General features: G+C 39.7%; 22 protein-coding genes. 14 read left to right on the top strand and 8 right to left on the bottom strand.

Annotated elements, in window-relative coordinates:
* Positions 1-18 precede the first annotated feature (18 nt).
* Entirely contained in the window at positions 19-1,485 is a 1,467-nt protein-coding gene (locus tag H5116_RS12105) for a DASS family sodium-coupled anion symporter (RefSeq protein WP_182716232.1), read from the bottom strand.
* 283 nt (positions 1,486-1,768) lie between these two features.
* On the opposite strand from H5116_RS12105, the gene H5116_RS12100 reads away from it, so the two are divergent.
* From H5116_RS12100 to H5116_RS12035, 14 genes are all read left to right on the top strand, one after another.
* Positions 1,769-2,608 (top strand): DUF417 family protein, encoded by an 840-nt coding sequence (locus tag H5116_RS12100; RefSeq protein ID WP_182716231.1) that lies wholly within the window; start codon positions 1,769-1,771, stop codon positions 2,606-2,608.
* 10 nt (positions 2,609-2,618) lie between these two features.
* Positions 2,619-2,870, top strand: coding sequence for a Rho-binding antiterminator (locus tag H5116_RS12095; protein WP_182716230.1), 252 nt, complete (start codon positions 2,619-2,621; stop codon positions 2,868-2,870).
* A 235-nt stretch (positions 2,871-3,105) separates the two neighbouring features.
* Positions 3,106-3,426, top strand: a complete 321-nt coding sequence (locus tag H5116_RS12090) for a hypothetical protein (protein WP_024596161.1) — start codon at positions 3,106-3,108, stop codon at positions 3,424-3,426.
* Positions 3,427-3,537: 111 nt separating this feature from the next.
* Positions 3,538-3,936, top strand: coding sequence for a hypothetical protein (locus H5116_RS12085; protein WP_182716229.1), 399 nt, complete (start codon positions 3,538-3,540; stop codon positions 3,934-3,936).
* 78 nt (positions 3,937-4,014) lie between these two features.
* Positions 4,015-4,437 (top strand): hypothetical protein, encoded by a 423-nt coding sequence (locus H5116_RS12080; RefSeq protein WP_024596160.1) that lies wholly within the window; start codon positions 4,015-4,017, stop codon positions 4,435-4,437.
* Positions 4,438-4,754: 317 nt separating this feature from the next.
* Positions 4,755-5,339, top strand: coding sequence for a GNAT family N-acetyltransferase (locus H5116_RS12075; protein WP_024596159.1), 585 nt, complete (start codon positions 4,755-4,757; stop codon positions 5,337-5,339).
* A 199-nt stretch (positions 5,340-5,538) separates the two neighbouring features.
* Positions 5,539-5,715 carry a hypothetical protein gene (locus H5116_RS12070; RefSeq protein WP_182716228.1) on the top strand — a complete coding sequence of 59 codons (177 nt, stop codon included), beginning with the start codon at positions 5,539-5,541 and terminating at the stop codon, positions 5,713-5,715.
* Between the two features lie 519 nt (positions 5,716-6,234).
* The gene (locus H5116_RS12065) at positions 6,235-6,552 is read left to right on the top strand and encodes a hypothetical protein (RefSeq protein WP_182716227.1); all 318 of its coding nucleotides are present in this window, start codon (positions 6,235-6,237) and stop codon (positions 6,550-6,552) included.
* Complete coding sequence (locus H5116_RS12060; protein WP_076924291.1) at positions 6,553-6,822, top strand: hypothetical protein; 270 nt, start codon at positions 6,553-6,555, stop codon at positions 6,820-6,822.
* 170 nt (positions 6,823-6,992) lie between these two features.
* Positions 6,993-7,421 carry a hypothetical protein gene (locus H5116_RS12055; RefSeq protein ID WP_182716226.1) on the top strand — a complete coding sequence of 143 codons (429 nt, stop codon included), beginning with the start codon at positions 6,993-6,995 and terminating at the stop codon, positions 7,419-7,421.
* 381 nt (positions 7,422-7,802) lie between these two features.
* A complete protein-coding gene (locus H5116_RS12050; protein WP_182716225.1) occupies positions 7,803-9,341 on the top strand; it encodes a glucan biosynthesis protein in 1,539 nt (512 codons plus the stop codon).
* A gap of 235 nt (positions 9,342-9,576) precedes the next feature.
* Positions 9,577-9,939 carry a 2OG-Fe(II) oxygenase gene (locus tag H5116_RS12045; RefSeq protein ID WP_010553586.1) on the top strand — a complete coding sequence of 121 codons (363 nt, stop codon included), beginning with the start codon at positions 9,577-9,579 and terminating at the stop codon, positions 9,937-9,939.
* Positions 9,933-10,181: a DUF1272 domain-containing protein gene (locus tag H5116_RS12040; RefSeq protein WP_169060733.1), complete on the top strand. Its 249-nt coding sequence runs from the start codon at positions 9,933-9,935 to the stop codon at positions 10,179-10,181. Before H5116_RS12045 ends, H5116_RS12040 begins: the two co-directional genes overlap by 7 nt.
* Positions 10,182-10,224: 43 nt before the next feature.
* On the top strand, positions 10,225-10,527 hold the full coding sequence (locus tag H5116_RS12035) for a hypothetical protein (protein ID WP_024596154.1): 303 nt from the start codon (positions 10,225-10,227) through the stop codon (positions 10,525-10,527).
* Between the two features lie 127 nt (positions 10,528-10,654).
* Here the strand turns inward: H5116_RS12035 and H5116_RS12030 are convergent, their stop codons facing one another.
* From H5116_RS12030 to H5116_RS12000, 7 genes are all read right to left on the bottom strand, one after another.
* Positions 10,655-11,938 carry an allantoate amidohydrolase gene (locus H5116_RS12030; protein WP_182716224.1) on the bottom strand — a complete coding sequence of 428 codons (1,284 nt, stop codon included), beginning with the start codon at positions 11,936-11,938 and terminating at the stop codon, positions 10,655-10,657.
* A gap of 14 nt (positions 11,939-11,952) precedes the next feature.
* Positions 11,953-13,182, bottom strand: coding sequence for an alanine--glyoxylate aminotransferase family protein (locus H5116_RS12025; RefSeq protein ID WP_182716223.1), 1,230 nt, complete (start codon positions 13,180-13,182; stop codon positions 11,953-11,955).
* Positions 13,183-13,185: 3 nt separating this feature from the next.
* Entirely contained in the window at positions 13,186-14,010 is an 825-nt protein-coding gene (locus H5116_RS12020; RefSeq protein ID WP_007378545.1) for a sulfite exporter TauE/SafE family protein, read from the bottom strand.
* Entirely contained in the window at positions 13,998-15,581 is a 1,584-nt protein-coding gene (locus H5116_RS12015; protein WP_182716222.1) for a gamma-glutamyltransferase family protein, read from the bottom strand. The genes H5116_RS12020 and H5116_RS12015 overlap by 13 nt, the downstream gene beginning before the upstream one ends.
* Positions 15,578-16,780: an amidase family protein gene (locus tag H5116_RS12010; RefSeq protein ID WP_182716221.1), complete on the bottom strand. Its 1,203-nt coding sequence runs from the start codon at positions 16,778-16,780 to the stop codon at positions 15,578-15,580. The genes H5116_RS12015 and H5116_RS12010 overlap by 4 nt, the downstream gene beginning before the upstream one ends.
* 408 nt (positions 16,781-17,188) lie before the next feature.
* A complete protein-coding gene (locus tag H5116_RS12005; RefSeq protein ID WP_166377441.1) occupies positions 17,189-17,671 on the bottom strand; it encodes a putative 4-hydroxy-4-methyl-2-oxoglutarate aldolase in 483 nt (160 codons plus the stop codon).
* A gap of 3 nt (positions 17,672-17,674) precedes the next feature.
* Complete coding sequence (locus H5116_RS12000) at positions 17,675-18,328, bottom strand: TetR/AcrR family transcriptional regulator (RefSeq protein ID WP_004334664.1); 654 nt, start codon at positions 18,326-18,328, stop codon at positions 17,675-17,677.
* Positions 18,329-18,582: the final 254 nt, after the last annotated feature.

The following is an 18,582-nucleotide window of genomic DNA, read 5'->3' as shown; positions in this document are numbered from 1 at the left end:
AAACTAACAAAGGCAATACTACCAATACCCAAGTGCTTTCCACCAAAGCCCGCCGATAATTCCCCATACACTTAAGTTAATAATACTCATTATAAGGCCCATTACCCACCAATCTTTTAATGATACATAGCCTGAGCCAAACACGATGGGAGATGTGCCTGTTGCGTAATGCGTTAACGACATCATGAGTGATGAAGCGCCAGCTAACAGTAAACCTAAAAATAAAGGTGGAGCGCCAAGCGCTAAGCCTGCGGCGTAAAATGCGGCAAACATAGCAGTAATATGTGCTGTAGTACTGGCAAAGAAGTAATGAGCGTAAAAATACACCGCTACCAATATAATGGCCGATACAATCCAGTCAAAGCCCAGTTGCGCAATATTGCTCTCAACAAGTGTTGAAAACCACGTTACCAAACCTAGTTTATTTAAAAAAGTGGCCATCATTACTAATGCTGAAAACCAAACAACGGTATCCCACGCAGACTTTTCTTTAAGTACATCGTCCCAGCTTAATACACCCGTTACTAATAAAACCGACAAACCTAAAAAAGCCACTGCGGTAGTATTGACCGCGTACTCAGCTCCTAAAATCATTGCGGGTACGCCGGCCCATAAAACAAGCAGCATAGCAAAAACACCCACCATTATTTTTTCGCCATAACTCATTGGGCCCATTTCAGTTAATTTAGATTCTGCGTAGGTTTTAGCATCGGGTGTACTTTTCACTTCAGGTGGGTAAATGGCATAAACAACCAAAGGGACAAGGGCAATACATAGCAAACCAGGAACAAGCGCTGCCAGCGCCCATGTACTCCAAGTAATACTAATATTTGCACCGGTAGCATCAGCAATCAGCTTTACAATTAGAGGGTTAGGAGCCGTGGCGGTAATAAACATAGCTGATGTAATAGGGTTTATATGGTAGCTAACTAAAGCAAGGTAGTGCCCAATTTTACGAGATGTGCCTTCCTCAGGAGACGAGCCAAAGCTTGTTGCTATCGACTTCATAATTGGGTGAATAATAGCGCCGCCTCGCGCGGTATTACTTGGCGTCACAGGCGCTATAACAAGTTCAGACAGCGCGAGGGCATAGCCAATACCAATAGTTTTTTTACCAAAAAAAGAAATAAAATTATAGCCAATACGATTTCCCAAACCGGTTTTAGCTAACCCCCGAGATATAATAATAGCAATACCAATCAGCCAAATTAATGAGTTAGAAAAACCACTTAATGCATCTTTAATAGCACCAGATGGACTGTCATTAGTTACGCCAGTTAACGCAACAGAGGTTATAGCTAAAATAGCAATGGCGCCGATAGGCATTGCTTTACCAATAATGGCAACTACAGTACCAACAAATAAAGCGAGCAAATGCCATGCGTTTTCGGTAACACCTTGCGGAGGCGGTACAGCAAACCAAAGTAATAAAACAATGGCTATAGAAATCAGTCCAGAGGTAATTCGAATATCAGTACCTTTCATTAAAATGTCCCTAAGTTTTAGAAATGCATGCATTCAGTGTATTGAAAAGGCAACGTTATTCTACTTCATTTAATAATAAAAAAGATGACGCACATCATATGAAAATTAAACTTATTTAATTTTATTAATAAAGAGGTAATAAACCATAAACTAAATGAATAATTAAGTTACCCGATGAGAGCTTACGTTGTGCTTAATCAACTCTTATTTTTTAAGAGTTAGCTTGAATTGTTTTATAGGTTCGTAAGGTCTTTGTAAGTCTTAACGAATACTTGGAAATACAATGAACTTAAAACTAACCAACAACGTGATTACTTTTTTATTAGCGAGTAGCTTTTTGTTACTTGGCTTGTCGTTTGCGTTAGGAGCAAACCCTAATACGTTAACGGCTACGTTTAGTTTTTACGGCGTTGATTCGCTAATGTCTGTATCTGCGTTAGGTTTAATTAGTGGCTCATTTATGATTGCTTTAGCGTTTGCCACCGTGCTCGCTCGTTTTAAACTAATGAAACCTACGCCAGCACTTTTACTTGCAGCAATTATAAGTTTAGTTGCATTACTTACCTTATTTGCCAGCAACCGTTGGATGGCGCAACTAGGCGGCTTTCCAATCATTGGTAGCGGGCAGGGCATAATTAAATACTTTGCTGTAGTGCCTTTATATTTGTTTTTATTTTATAAAGACAAACTTACCGACAAACAACACGTACTTTTAAACTTTATACCGGTTGCTATGGTTTTACTGTGGATCGGCGGCATGAAGTTTTACGAGTTTGAAGCAAAAGGCATTGTAAGTTTAGTAGAAACCTCACCGTTTATGTCGTGGTTATACACGGTATTTAGCGTACAAGGTACATCTAACGTGATTGGCGGGTTTGATGTATTATTTGCTGTGTTATTGGGCTTAGGGCTATTTTTAAAGAATAAAAAGCTAATTATTGTAAGTGGCTTAGCGTGTTTAAGCGTATTTATGATGACCCAAACATTCTTAATTACCGCAACCGGTGCATTTAGTTCTTCCACTTTATTGGAGCGCCTAGGGCAGTTTGTAATTAAAGATCTTTGGTATATAGCCAACCTTGTTGTTATTGCTTTTTTAATGCTATTTAAACCGACTAAATAAAGAGGACGTTATGATCAGTTGCAACCAATACGATTACATCGAAATTGCCTGTATGCACCATTTAAGCATTGAGCTTATATTAAAAAATGGCGATGGTGTATGCGGGATAGCAACTGACACAAAACGCAATGCTAATAGAGACGAGTGCATAGTTGTTAACGTAAATAGCGAGCTGCAACTCATTGTGCTCACTACAATTAGTATACTTAAAGCGCGTGAGAAAAATCCATACTTTGACCACGTGAACTTTGATGTAAAGTAAACACCTCACTCATTCGTTTTTATCATAAATAAAGCTCTATTTTTGTTTTGTCCAATAACATTATTAAACACCGTTTTGGTGAAAAATTACAAAGATTTTTTTGTAACATATTTAATTACTTGTTTACACTGAAGTTGTTTAGTGGAATTATTGAACACTGTAATATACGCCGTTTTGGGGTGCTATAAATCCCCAAAGTGGTGCTCAATAAGCTGTTAGGTGTTTAAGGATAAGCATGAAAAAGTATCTACCTTTAATCATATTAATAATCTCTGGTTGTGTTGGTATGAAAACTTATAAAGGTGTCATAGTCCAATATAGCGATGTAAGCAAAAACTCTGATGGGACGTATTCAATTGAGGTTCTTGGTCATACCGATCTTAATGAAACAGATATGGTCGAATTGGTAGAGCTCAAAGGAAAAGAGTTATGCAAATCTAGTGATATATACGTAAAAAAATATAAAATGGGTACTTATGGCTCGCATAGTCAGTTTGGTTCTGTCTACCCACCAAAGATTAACGCAACAATTGACTGTAGTGTAAACAATGCATAACAGGCTGTTAAACAAGGATAAAAATAGTTGGCTTTGTTCCTTTGTTGCTAATTTAACTAACTATTTTCTGCCTGTTAACAGGCTCTTTATATAACTACGTGAGGAGAGATGATGAACAAGGAAACTATAGGGAAATACGTCGCAGTTCTGGGATTATTGCTTTTCTGGGCACCTCTTTGGGGAATTGTTGATTCGTATTTAATTATGTCCTCTTCATTTCAAGAGATAACGCTGTTTGGAAGTAATGAACCTAAAATATCACAAGAAGAAATGTCATCAACAGCTTTGTCTACAGTAACAGGGTTCATCTTATTTTTAGTTGCACTTTGCTTTTTAACATTTTCCGTTGTGGGCTTAAACTATCGAACTAAGTGGCTTTTTTGGGCACTAATAATATATTCAACATTGTTACTCTTCATGTTCCCTGTTGGTACAGTGTTAGGAGTAACTGTGCTGGCAGCGCTAGTTTTGAACAGAAAAAAATTTGGACTTGACGGTGACCTTACATAACAAAGCCATTAACCGGATTTGTGCAAGAGCGCCACAAATCGGTTATGGCAGGCGTTAGCTTTCTAAGAAGGTTTCGAGTTGAGAACAATATTTAGCTTTATTTTAGCCTCTTTAATTGTTGCATTTTTAGCGCCAATGGCAATTGAAAGGAAATTTACTATTATGCCTTTTGGTATATTTATTTGGACGTTAATAGTTGTTCTAATTTTGGTTCCAGTAACAGCATTTCCCATTTATAAATTTATCACTAAAAGCTGTGGTTATTCGCTAAATACAGTGCTCAAATCTTCAGTTATATCTACTTGCTTAGTTTCTTTCTTTTTTGTTTTCCCTTCAGGTTTAGATAGCTCAATTATTAATGGTAAGGTATTGGTCGAAAATGGTTCAATTACGTTAATAGGTTATGGATATAGCTTTTTACAATTGTTTTTATTTTCTATAGTAGGCCTTGTTGCTGGTATTGTATTTTACGTTTCAAAAATAGAGTTAAACAAAAGCTAAAGAATTAGGATGAAATTCATTCTAACTTTTACATAAATAATAAATTAAAGTAGCGGGTTAAGTGAGTTTTATAAAAATGAATCACGCAAAAAGCTGAGCTGAAATGAAAGAAAGAGTAAAAAGACACTCACACTAAATTATCCAGTAATACCCTCCAAAACATCAATTAAAACAACAGTTAACAATTTTTTTATATTCCACGTGAAATACAGTAATAGATTGAACCAAAATAGGAACTCAGCTATGGTTTGTTTATCAATAAAAAATTAAAAAACGAGTTAATCTACAGGCTTGTTATATTTCACGGAGGATTTAGGTTGTCATTTCCAACTTTAGAGACAAATCGCTTAAGGTTAGATCAATTATCAAAAGAAGATTCAAATAGTTTGTTTGAGTTGTTCTCGGACAATTCAGTTGTAGAATATTATGATTTAGAGGCGTTTACTGAACTGTCACAAGCCAGCCATTTAATTGAGTTTTTTAACGCTCGTTTTAAAGAAAACTCAGGTATTCGTTGGGCTATTCGCCTAAAAGAAACAGATCAACTTATAGGTACTTGCGGCTTTAATACTTGGAGTCCTAAAATGAAAAATGCTGTTATTGGATATGATTTACTACCTAAATATTGGGGTAAGGGTTTTTCCACTGAAGCAGTTCATCGAATAGTTAAAGCCGCATTTTCAGGTGACTTATCTTGCGGTAAACTTAATCGTATTCAAGGCGATACTGTTCTTGGAAACTCTGCATCTGAGTCACTCCTTTTAAAAGTTGGGTTCAAAGAGGAAGGTATAAGGCGTCAAAGTGGTTACTGGAAAAATCAGTTTCACGATCTTAAATGCTTTGGGTTAATTCAGTCCGAGTACTCTGAAATACGGCAAGTTAGGATAATAACAAACAGTTAGCATACTAAATTTCCAGTAATACCTTCCAAAACGTCAATTAAAACAACACCTAGTCCTCTTTTTATATTCCACGTGAAATGCAATAACGATTGAACCAAAATAGGAACTCAGCTATGGTTTGTTTATCAATAAAAACAAATAAAAAACGAGTTAATCTACAAGCTCGTTAGCAGTATTAGTTCTATATGGAATGTGTATTATGGATAGAGGTCAAAAAAACAAAATTAAACAGCCATATCTGCTTGAGCAAATATTACCGACTGAAATGGGATTAATGCAATCATTAGGTGAATCCAAAACGCTGATTATAATGTTGGTGGTATTTTTAACTTTATTCGGCGGGTTAGGCTTGTTTTTATTAAAAATTTCTACGTGAGGTTAGTGGTATAAACTACTAACAAGCGACTACTAACTGTTTGCTTAGTTCTCTTTGCTACACATTTCGACAAGTTATTATCAGCCCCTCATGTAAGCATTGAGATTGTAGAATTACTTTTTTAAGAAAACAGCTTTTTAATGGGTAATACATTTATTACACATTGCATTAAAATGCTTAGAGTTAATTAAAGAAACTAATTAATTGAATTTGGCTGTTAGGGCTATTCTACAGCCTCGTTGTATTGCCTACCATTCTTGGCGTTTTATTTGGTGGCATTATAAGCGAGAAAAGCGGTTTTTTAGAAAGCTTTAAAGCATACGGTTTTATTTGCTTACCTATAGCTGCGGTAACCCATTTTGCAGGTTTGCGTGCAAATCAACGTGAAGCTAAATATGAAGTTAACAATAAGTTGACCAAGAACAAAAAGTAGTTCGCTTTGCTGTCACAATGCTTATTTTACAAATATATTTTGCCTATTTAAGGCGGCACTAGATATAAAAATACAAGGATGCATAATTGAATTATTTAAATTGGTTACACAAGACATACCCAGAGCTAAATGAGATATCAAATGAAACTATTAACTCTCATATCGACAAAGCAAAGTCTGATACAGAGCTTTTTAGGGAATTCATTAAAGTAATAGGTAGCTTATTTTTTATTATCCCGTTCAACTTATACCTTTATATTTCGGGTATTCAGGCATCCAATAGCTCTTTATATTGGTTGTTGGTTATGGCTTCAATTGCTGTTGGTGGTTTTATCGGGCTTTATTGCGAGCAAAAGGTCATTAAAAAACGTCTTAAAAAAATAATACAGTTAAAGGCGTTTTAAATGACTAATGATGAAGTGGTTTCAAAGCTACGCAGTGCAAAAGTTAAAGTTGTACTTTATGTCTCGGGCTTATTTTTACTTTTGACCTATGTTGATTTTTACTTGGCCGCCACTTCAGAAAAAACAACACAAAGTATGCTATCAAGTTCACCGTTCTCCATTATTATTTTTGTTTGCCTACAATTAGCGATAATGCTTATTTTTACTTATTTGGAGAAAATCCTTATTGGTATAAATCAAACAAAAGATAATGCCGATATATTGAATTGAGATGACAGGCTTTTGGATAATTACCAGAGCCGCTTTTGAAAATTTATGCATAACTGAGTAAATCATTGAACAAAATAGGAACTCAGCTATGGTTTATTTATTAATAAAAACAAATAAAAAACGGGTTAACCTAGAGACTTGTTATATTTTTATTCAATTTCGGAGTCACTTTGAAAAATAGTCATTATCAAATTCTAAAATATATTTATGACAATGATGATGCGGGTATTAAAGAAATATCATCAATTATGATTCGTACACATAATGACCATCGTGATTTTTACTCACTCGCTGCCTTGTTGGACTCTGAATATATCGGCTTTACAGGGCCTGTATACTTTGATAACAATGGTAAACTTGAAACTTATAAGCAAGTTAGAATGTTTCAGGCATATTCTCAGGGAGATGGAAGTCAAACATATGATGGGGTAACTATCAAGGGTAACAAAGATGATTCATATTTATATATTGGCTCTAAATCAATCGAGTATTTTAATACAAGAAATGAGACTAGAAAAGGTTGGTATTTAGTCGCTGCATTAGCATTAGTTACATCAATAATTTCAGGTGTTATTGTTAGTGCATTAACCAATGGCTGATTTGCATATAAAATATAACAACATGCCCTGAGGTGGACGACTAGTAAAATTCAGCCATTAATTGCAAGTTTTAAAAGTGGTGAGCCTCTTCGTTTTCCACCACCTAAATACAACCCTTATCCATTTGAATACCAGCGATCTAATAATAAATTGGGCTATCCCACTTATTTTCACTTCAGCGATATCATCAAACGCGCGCAATATCCCTTAAAACCAATACCTAAAAAAATAACTATGGGAGGTCCTGTAGTCAAATAACTATATTTTAGTAAACACTAGTTCATATTACGTCACGTAATATCCATACAGAACTTTAAGTTAAACATACGTTCGTGCAGCGTTCCCATTTTTATTTGACTCAATTTATTGGACATTCTTTTTATGAAATTAAAGTTATTTATCGCAATTATTTTTAGCACTTCGATGTCGTCTTACGCGACAGAAGCAGTAGATAAAACGGAGTTTTCATTCGAAGACTTAAAAGCCCTAGCAAAAGCCTCAGCCGAAAAGCCCTATACGCCAACTAAGGTGCCAGCGCCGGAGTTAATCGATAAAATTACGTATGACGAACACTGGAAAATACGCTTTAAAGAAGATGAAACCTTATACCCAAGTGGAAAAAAGGCGCCCGTACAATTATTTTACCCTGGCCGATATTTTCCTGAGCCAGTAAGTATTTACATCAGAGATGATAAAAATCAGGTTCAAAATGTACCTTTTAGTAATGACGTTTTTGATATGCCCGATAATAGCCCAGCTCACGATCTCCCAGAAGGGTTTGGATTTGCAGGCTTTAGAATAATGCGCCCAGATATGAAACCCGATTGGATATCTTTTTTAGGCGCGTCTTATTTTCGTACCGACGGCCCAGAGGGGCAATATGGACTCTCGGCCCGAGGTATCGCGATTAATACGGGCATGAATCAGCCAGAAGAATTTCCGCGTTTTTCTGCATTTTGGATTGGCCCCGCAGAGAAAAAAGGTGAAAGTGTGTCTGTTTGGGCATTGCTTGAAGGGCCTTCTATCACTGGTGCTTATCGATTTGGTTTAAGTAAAGATAACAAAGAAGCCAAAGGCCATATTACCTCTGTAACGGCTAATTTGTATATGCGCGCCGATGTTGAGCGTTTAGGTATAGCGCCATTAACCAGTATGTATTGGTACTCACAAAAAGATAAAACAGAAGCTAAAGATTGGCGCCCAGAAATTCACGATAGCGATGGCCTGGCGATTCACACAGGATCGGGTCAATACGTTTGGCGCCCATTAAATAACCCTCAGTCGGTGTCGACCAATAGCTTTATTGATGAGAACCCAAAAGGGTTTGGTTTAATCCAAAGAGATCGTGACTTTAATAACTACCAAGACGACGGCGTATTTTACAATAAGCGTTCATCAGCGTGGATAAAACCTACTGACGATTGGGGCAAAGGCGCAGTACAGTTAATCGAAATTCCTACAAAAGATGAAACGTTCGACAATATTGTTGCCTACTGGGTGCCCGAAAAAGAGGCGCGCAAAGGTGATGAGTTTACCTTTTCTTATGATATTGAGTGGCGTCCACTCGATCCAAAATCAAAAACGCTTGCAAGCGTTGTAAATACTCGACAAGGCTTAGGCGGAATTCCCGGCCAGCCAATTCCTGAAGGCGTTAACAAAATGGTGATTGATTTTGAAGGTCCAGTGTTTAAAGGCTTAGATAACAAAAGTGGTATAAAGCCGATTGTTGAAGCCAGCAACGGTGAAATACTAGAACCTATTGGAGTTTATCCGGTAGTTGGTACAAACCAATGGCGATTAGCATTTGACTACAAACAAGCTAACAACAATCCGGTGAACATACGGGCGTATTTAGTTGATAAAAATGATGAAGCTATAACTGAAACATGGGTAAGTGATGCAAAGGTAACGATTAAATAAGCTTTAAATAAGCATTAAAGTAAAACGGGTGGCTATATTTTGATTTGCTAGGTAATTATAGCCACCATAATGTCTTTTAAAACGCCAATCAAAACACCATTAAAACTCTCTTTTATATCCCACGTAAAATACAATAATCGATTGAATCAAAATATGAACTCGGCTATGGTTTGTTTATCAATAAAAATAAAAAAACGAGTTAACCTGCAGCTTATTAGCTGTTTCGAGGGATTGTATGTTTTTTTTGAGTAAATTATTTTGTTGGGAGCGAGGCCGACAAAAATCAGGCTACGATAAAATGTTGATTTGTGGTGCTACGTGGCCAATTAAATTTGATACATATTTGCTTAAATTCCCACAAGGAAGTGAAATAGCACCACACACAGACAAAGTTGAATCTGGTAAACACTATCGATTGAATATAGTACTGAAAAAAGCAGATTTGGGTGGTGAGTTTATTTGCAGTAATCCGATATTTGAAACAAAGCGGGTTAAGCTATTCCGCCCTGATGTAAGTGAGCATCAGGTATCAAAAGTTATAAAAGGTAATCGATATTTACTCAGCATTGGGTGGATAAAAGGGAGCTCTAAATGCTAGATTTAAGACCTAATTGTGAATGTTGTGATAAGAATCTACCTGCACAGTCCACAGAGGCTTTTATTTGTTCATTTGAATGCACATTTTGTTCTGGCTGTGCTCAAACAGTATTAAATAACGTGTGCCCAAACTGCTCAGGTAATTTGGTTCAGCGGCCAATTCGCCCTTTGGCTGCACTAAAAAATTACCCAGCATCGACTAAACGGGTATTAAAAGAAAGTGCTTGTTCGCCAAGCACATAAAAACATAAAGTATAATAATTACATTTCTGGGTATGGAGATCTGATGAGAAAATCCTTTGAATTTACTGTTAAGTCAATCAAAGTTAAAATAATTAACACTTGGTTTAGTGGTGCTAAATTATATGTGAATGGTGACTTACGAGATACTGACAAAACTTTGTTAGCTATTAGAAATAATACTTTACTATCTGCAAATTTAGGTGAGTTGGGTGTTCTAGAAATCAAGCCATTATCGGGTTTAATTACCGTCGAAATGGATGCATATTTGGTTAATGGTACAAACATTCAACATGTATATAGCTCACATAAACGCCTTAGCCTAAAAGAGCAAAGGGCAGCCCGATAAAGCTACTTTAAATAACGTATATTCCTGCATTTACCTGCCTTCAGTAATAACCTCCAAATGACTTTGAGGAGGTTTAAGCCCCTAAGCATACCAAGTTAATATACTTGGTTTACTCGATTACCTTAAATCACTCACACTCTTTCACATAAAGTAAAAGCGCGCTGTACATTACACTGAGTGCCTTTGTTACATCGCTGTCGATAACCGCTTCTGCTGGGTGATGGCTTATACCGCCAGGGCTGCGTATAAACAACATGCCAACGGGGCAAATTGGAGCGATTGCCATTGCATCGTGCCCTGCGCCTGAGGCAAGTGAAGGCGATGCTTGGTTATTGAGTTTACATGCGCTTGAAAACAAATGCTGAATAGTGGTGTCGCACGCTACGGCATCGGCGGCATGCGTCCATTGCCAATCAAGCGTTAAATTGCGTTTGCTTGCTATAGATTGAGCGCTGTTTTGTATGACGCTTAGTAAGTTAGCGAGATCGGTGTCGCTTTGTGCGCGTGCGTCTAGGCTTATGGTTGTTTTGCCTGCAATCACGTTTGTAGCCCCAGGGCGAGACTGTATTTGCCCTACGGTGGCTACTTCGCCATTACTCGCACTTTTTGCTAGTTTTTCAATTTCGGTTACTAATTCAGCGCAGCCTGCTAGTGAATCCTGACGTAAATTCATAGGGGTTGTACCCGCATGACCGCTTTGGCCTGTTAGGGTAAGCATGGCGCGTTTTGCCCCTGCAATAGCCGTTACAACCCCTAACGCCTGATTAACCGATTCGAGCACCGGACCTTGTTCAATATGAGTTTCCCAGTAACCTAGTAATTCGTTTTTGTTTAGTGCGGCCTTTGCGTAGTTGTTGGGATTTAAGCCAAAGTCGAGCATGGCTTGGCGCATAGTTATGCCGTTTGTATCTTCAATGTTTAGCCACTGCGGGTCAAATTCGTTAGCGAGGGCTTTTGAGCCAATTAAAGTTGTGGCAAAGCGGGTGCCTTCTTCATCGCAAAAGCCCACTACATCTAAATGAAAGGGCAGGTCGAGCGTTAACTTATGTGCAAGCGCTGCAATTTCTATCCCCAGCAGTACACCTAAAATACCATCAAACGCACCTGCGTTTGGTACTGTGTCGAGGTGCGATCCTATAATTAAACGTTTAGCATGTGGGTTTGATGATGTTAGTCGCCCCCAAAGGTTGCCCACTTCGTCTTGCCACGATTGCATGCCTGCCTCAACCATCCACGATGCAGTAACAGCGTTACAGTCTTTGTGCTCTTTTGATAAGTACACGCGGTGAATACCGCCTTGCATTTGCGATAGTGCGCTGAGGGTTTTACAGCGAGATAAAGCGCGTGTTGCGTATTCATCAGCAAGTTCTTTATCTAATAAAGGGCTGTGTTGTGGGCTTACAATCGTCATGCTAAATCCTTTTTTTATTTATAGTGAGCAAGGGCGGCAATGGCGGCTTCGCCTTTAGGGCCTTTGTAACCGTTGGCATGTAAGCAGGCATCTAGGCTTGCCAATGTTTGTAATACGGCATCTTTACGGGCGTTGTAACCCATGGTGCCAATACGCCAAATTTTGCCATGCAGCGGGCCAAACGAGGTGCCAATTTCTATTCCAAAATCGGTTAGCATTTGCCCGCGTACGTGATCGGCATTAATGCCCTCGGGTATATACACACCCAGTACGTTGTTCATTTTATGTGTTAAATCACCAAATACATTTAAGCCCAGTGCTTGAATGCCTGTTAGCATGGCATCGCCGTGTAATTTGTGACGCGCTACGCAGTTATCTACGCCTTCTTCAATAACTATGCGGGCGCATTCTGAGGCGCAGTACAACATGCTGGTGGCTTCGGTATGATGATTTAGGCGCTCCTCGCCCCAGTAATTCATTATCATACCTAAATCAAAGTAGTTAGAGCGCACAAAGGGCTCTGTACCGTCGGTATGATCGGCAGTGCGAATGCCTGCTTCTACTTTTTTACGTTTTTGGATCCAATCGGCGCATTTGTCGCTCAGTGTTAATGGCGCAGAGCCAGACGGACCGCCTAAACATTTTTGCAGGCCAACAGAAAGTGCATCGAGTTTCCACTCATCGGCGGGTAAATCGTTACCTACAATCGATGCGGTGGCATCGCAATAAAATAGTACATCGTGCTTTTGACAAATATCACCAATGTGTTCAAGCGGTTGGTTCATGGTTGTGGATGTATCGCCTTGTACCATAGCAAGTACATGGGGTTTTACATCAACAATGGCTTTTTCGATTTGTTCAGGCGTAAACACTTCGCCCCACGGCACTTCTATTGTGTGCACCTTTGCGCCAACGCGTTCTGCTATTTCAGCAAGTAGGTGGCCAAAGCGCCCCATAATTGGCACAAGGACTTTATCGCCTGGGCGTAAAATTGAGCATAATACGGCTTCAATCCCTGCGCGCGATGTGCCATCTATTAGCATGGTCCATTCGTTTTTGGTTTTAAAAATTTCGCGGTAACGTGCCATGGTTTCGTTCATAAAACCGGTCATTACTGGGTCGTATTGGCCTATAAGCTGCGCCGACATAGCACGTAAAACACGAGGGTCGGCATTAATTGGGCCTGGTCCCATTAATAAACGCTGTGGTGGGTTTAAGGTTTGAACTTGCGTGTTATTAAACATATTTTAGGCTCCCAGAGTCTGAATAAGCATGCGTATGCCGGTTATCATTAAGACAACGGCAAAGGCGCGTTTTAGTTGTTTTTGATCCAGCTTGCTACCAATTTTTACGCCAATAGGCGCAAATAAAATAGTCAACGGAATAATAAGAAAAAAGGCAGGGAGGTTAACCAACCCCCACGTACCTAGGGGAGCATCGGTTGGCGTTGTGCCAATACTTAATAAGGTAATAACGCCAGGTAGTGCAATCAATAAACCAAAAACGGCCGCAGTACCTACTGCAACATGGGCGCGTACATTAAATGCGTTTAGCATAGGTACGCCAATAGTGCCGCCACCTATGCCAATCATTACCGACAAACCACCTACAATACTTGCCATAACCCCTTGACCAAATTTTCCTGGCAGTTGTTTTACAAGCGCGGGTGCGCCGGCTCTAAATAGCATGTTTAAACTGACTAAAATAGCAATACAGGCAAACATAAGTACCAGTGCATTACCGCGTATTGAGTGCGCTAAGTAGCTGCCTACAACGGCCATAACTAAAATAAATGGTGCCCAGTATTTTATTAGCGCAAGGTCAATATTCCCTTTGCTATGATGCGAGCGAATAGATGAAAGCGAAGTAGGTACTATGGTTGCAAGTGATGTAGCGGTGGCTATCATCATTGCCGACTCTGGGCTTACGCCAAAACCTTGCAGTAAAAAATACAGCACAGGGACGATAACAATACCGCCGCCTACACCAAAAAGTCCTGCTAAAATACCGGCAAAAATACCGGTTGCTATTAAGGCTACTATAATTGGCCATTGATTTATTATTTCTGACATTGTGTTCCTGCTGTAGTTACTGTTGCACGTCCATCTGAACGAGGATCTGTTGCAGCTTCAAGGCTTGTAGGTGTATCTAAAATAGCCCCAGCGTGCCCCATCATTTCGTTATTATTATCAACGCTTACCCAATCGTGGTCACGTTGATTTAATTCATGTTCTATATGAAAAACTAACTCTTTTTCAATTTTTAAATTTGTACTCGTATCGCCCCATGTTCGTCCAAGTAACCAACGAGGGTCGCTAATTGCTTGTTTTATAGATTTATTTCTCCACGCGTAGCCTGCAAAAACAGCGGCTTGAGTTTGTGGCTGCCCTTCACCGCCCATTGTTCCGTAAGCAAGTCGACGACCATCGCTAAACTTTGCTAGTGCTGGGTTAAGTGTATGAGCGGGCTTTTTATTTGGAGCAAGGGCGTTGGTATCTTGATTGTTTAAACTAAAGCTTAAACCACGGTTATTCCACACAAAGCCGCCTTCACTCATTAATATTCCGCTGCCAAATTCCCAGTAAATGCTTTGAATAAAGCTGACTAATTGCCCGTTTTTATCTCTGGCTGCCATCCACACAGTATCGCCAGGCTCTGCGTTAAATGGCCATTTTTTGGCTTTGGCCATATCAATATTGTTAGCAAGTTCGCTTAAGCGATTATCGGTTAGTGCGTTTTTATAATCGTCTCCTAATGCTTCAGGGTCAGCCCAAAGGGTAGGGCGATGGGTAAAGCTTTGTTTAGTTGCCTCAACAATTAAATGTGTCCAGTCGGCATCGGTTTTAGCTAAATGCTTTAACTTATTTACGGCACCAATTATTTGTAGTGAATGCACGCCCTGTGTTGGCGCGGGTAAGTTGTAGCAATCAATACCACTGAGGTTTGCATTTAGCGCAGTAACTACCTCGGCTTTAGTATTTGCAATGTCACCTGCGGTAATTGAGCTGCCTGCTTTTGCTAAGTCGGCGGCAAATGAGTTGGCAAGTGCGCCTTCATAAAATGCGTTTAAGCCATGTTTTGCTAGGTATTCAAACGTTGCTGCAAGTTTAGGGTTTTTAAAATGCTGGCCTTCTTGTAAGGGCTTGCCATTGGGTATGTAGAGGCTTTTAAACGCCTCATTGGTATTGTTAGCAGTGGCTAGTTTTTCGCAGCCTGCTTGCAAGCTTTTTGTAACTGTAAAGCCCTCGCGCGCAAGCTCAATAGCGGGTGCTAAAATTTGTGACAGTGGTAGTGCTGCGTGCTCATCTAGTTCAAGCGCCTTTTGCCAACCGCGAATTGTACCCGCTTGAGTCAGTGCGCTTAACCCGCCGCGCTCTGGTATTTGCGCGAGCGAGTTATAGGGCGTTGTATTAGTTGCTGCACGGCCGCAGGCGTCAATAGCGGTAGGCGTTTTTTGGTTTGGGTTATCGATAAGCCAAAAGCTGTCGCCACCAATTGAGTTCATATGTGGATATACAACGCTAATAGCAGCGGCAGCCGCTACCATAGCCTCGGTAGCTGTACCGCCTTGTTTTAGTATATTTATACCCGCCTCAGTGGCCGAAAAATGAGACGCGGTAAATGCAATGTTGTGTGTGGTCATGCCGGTGTGTCCTGTTTAAAGTGTGCAGCTAGGTGCTTAACGCAAGCAAGTAGGCTTTTATCGTTACCGTGGCTCATCATTAAAGAAAAACCATACGGATGATCATTTGCTAAATCAGCCAGCGGTAAATGCACTTGCGCTGAGCCACTAAGCCCTGCAATTGCCGAAAGCGTAATAATTTGCATGCGTAAGGCGCTTGTGTCGGCGCCTAATTTAGGTGCGGTTGTGGGGGTGGTTGGCAAAAATAAACAGCTGTTTGTATTTAGGTTTTTAGCTATTAGTGTTTGCCATTGGGTTTGTACTTTTAGTGCTTCTTGTTCTTCTTGAACAGTTAGGGCAAGCGCCATATTAAAACGTGCCGCAATTGCTGGAGCAAACTGGGGAAGTTGCCCCGGCAATTGAAGCCAGTCTTTATGCGTTTTTGCGATTGCTCGCCCTTGCAGTACTCTAAAACTATCAGCAAGTTCATTTAATAAGCTGCTGTTAGGTAGTTCAAATTCTTTATGGTGCTTAAAATTAGGCTTGGTTTTTTCAAGCAATTGTTTAAGTGGGGCTTGTAAAACAGGGTCAACGAGTTCAAATAACGGCTCGCAAATAACTAAGGTATCAACGTTATTAATAGTTTGATTTGGTAGCAGTACATTACCTACATCGCTTAATAGCTCGGCGCTTTGGGTAAGCCAACCTATGGTATCAAAAGGCGGAGCCAACGGTATTAGGCCGTCTTTTTCAATCACGTTATGGCTTGGCCTTATGCCATATAAACCACAATAGCTGGCGGGTATTCTAATTGAGCCGCCGGTGTCGGTGCCTAAGCCAATATCAGCTAAGTTAGCAGCAACTGCAGCAGCAGACCCCATACTCGAACCACCGCAAGCATGCCCTTTTAATTTAGGATTTTGCGCAGCGCCATAATGTATATTATTACCCTCTAAGCTATAAGCCAGCTCGTCAGTATGGGTAAAGCCTATAAAGTTACAACCAGCGGTCATGAGCTTATTAACCGAGCTTGCCGTATTTTGAGCCGGTTTAGCTGTTTTAAACCAGTGTGGGTTGCCTGCGCTGTTACGCTCGCCCTTTACTGCAAATACATCTTTTACAGCTAAGCGATTGTTTGCAAGCACTCCAGAGTGGTTTGTTTGCCACAGGGTAGGACCGTGATTGCAAAATATACCTTTGTTGTTTTTTTTATCACTCATTTGCAGCTCATTATTATAAAACTGACCAAGTACTTACTTATTAAGTTAAGAGTGATTAAAAAGCGGGCTGGTTATTATTATTATGAATACCAATTTTATTAAATCATGATCATTTTATCGGATTAAATAGCGCACTCACTGCGTCATTTTCTTCGCGTTATAATAGATCACTTATTTAATGCAATTGCTAAAGCTCCGCTTTTTAATCGGTAGTTTTGATTTTATAGTACTTAGACTAAGCAAGAGGAATGCCATAAATTAAAATCCTGTCCAACTGGTCAGGTTTTGTTGGGTTGTATGAGATTTGCAAATGTGGGCTGTAGAAATAGTGAGATTAAAATGAGCTAAAACAAACCAACTTGGTGCGTAGGTGCACCAAGTTGGTCTCTATTTATATGGTTTTGAGTGCTAAATAAGGGGCGTTTTACTGATGATTAAACCATTAATATCGGCGTAAACCCAATCGTTAGGTTCTATGGTGGTGCTAAGCATGGTAATAGCTTGGTTTTTATCACCAAAGCCGCGCTTTAAGGTACTACGCGGTGTAGAGCCAAGCGCCATTACAGGTAAGTTCATCGTGGCAAGTATTTCTATATCTCGGCAACAGCCATTTATTATTACGCCTTCCCAGCCATTATTTAGGGCACGCTCAGCCATAATATCGCCTATAAACGCAAAGCGTTTGCTCGCAAACCCGTTTATAACCAATACTTTACCTTCACCATTTTCATGCAATATATCGGCGGCAAAAGAGTTGTCTTCTGGGCAGGTAACGGTAACTACTTTGCCATAAAACGTGGTTTTTTTACCAAAGTGATAAAGGCCGCTGTCTGCTACTTGCACGTTATCGCGATGATCGTCAAATAAATCGGGTGTAGTAAAGGATGTCATGGGTTAAGTCTCACTTTGCTCAGGTATTTTAAGACCAATACCTTTTAAAATTATGTGGGCAATTGATTGCGTAATTTGTGCCACATCGGTTTCGTCGTACTCTAATTTGTTCATTACGAGTAAAACCTCAGCCTGAAAGTCGGCGTAATATTGCGTGGTAGACCAAATAGTAAAGAGCAAATGGTAGGGATCAACCTTATCCATTTTATCAGCGTCCATCCATGCTTGAAGTACATCAACCTTTTGTTTAACCCAAGGGCGGGTATTGGTTCTAAAGTAGTTTTGTAAATAGGGTGCACCGCGCAGTATTTCACTGGCAAATAAGCGAGATTGCATTGGCTGATTTACGGCCAGTATTACTTTGCTTTTAATATAGTTATAAAGCACGGTAGCTGGATCGTCGTTAATTGTGACGTTATCGAGCCCTAAGTTCCAATTAGCTATTATGCGGTCAATCACAGACTCGTACAGACCATCCTTACTTTTAAAGTAATACAAAATATTAGCTTTTGGCACCTGCGCTTCTTTAGCAACCATGCTCATACTTGCTCCGTCGTAACCTAATTGCGAAAACAATTGCTCGGCGGCATCTAAAATTAGTTTTTGGTTTTTCTCGCGTGTGACTTCTTTTTTATTTGGCTTTATTTGTGTGGTCATTATAAAGTTTGCGTGTTTAACGTATTGATTGATTGTAGCTTTACTGACCAAAAGGTCAATTACTAAAAAGGGTGAATGCTAAAAACAAATGAGAGGTTTAAGCTATTAACTTTAGGGTCTGTTGATCTATGCGGATTAAAATTTGTTCAAACTAGGGGCTATTTAATCGCGGCGCGAGATTTGTAACCTAGTGGGCTAAGTAAAAACCGAGCAAAGCTTCCGCGTCCTGCTCACGCCCCTTACCTACATCCATG

This window comes from Pseudoalteromonas sp. SG45-2 (assembly GCF_014164115.1).
Lineage (GTDB): Bacteria > Pseudomonadota > Gammaproteobacteria > Enterobacterales > Alteromonadaceae > Pseudoalteromonas > Pseudoalteromonas distincta.
Note: the sequence above shows the minus strand (reverse complement) of the source record. Positions and strands in the feature narration are given on the sequence as shown.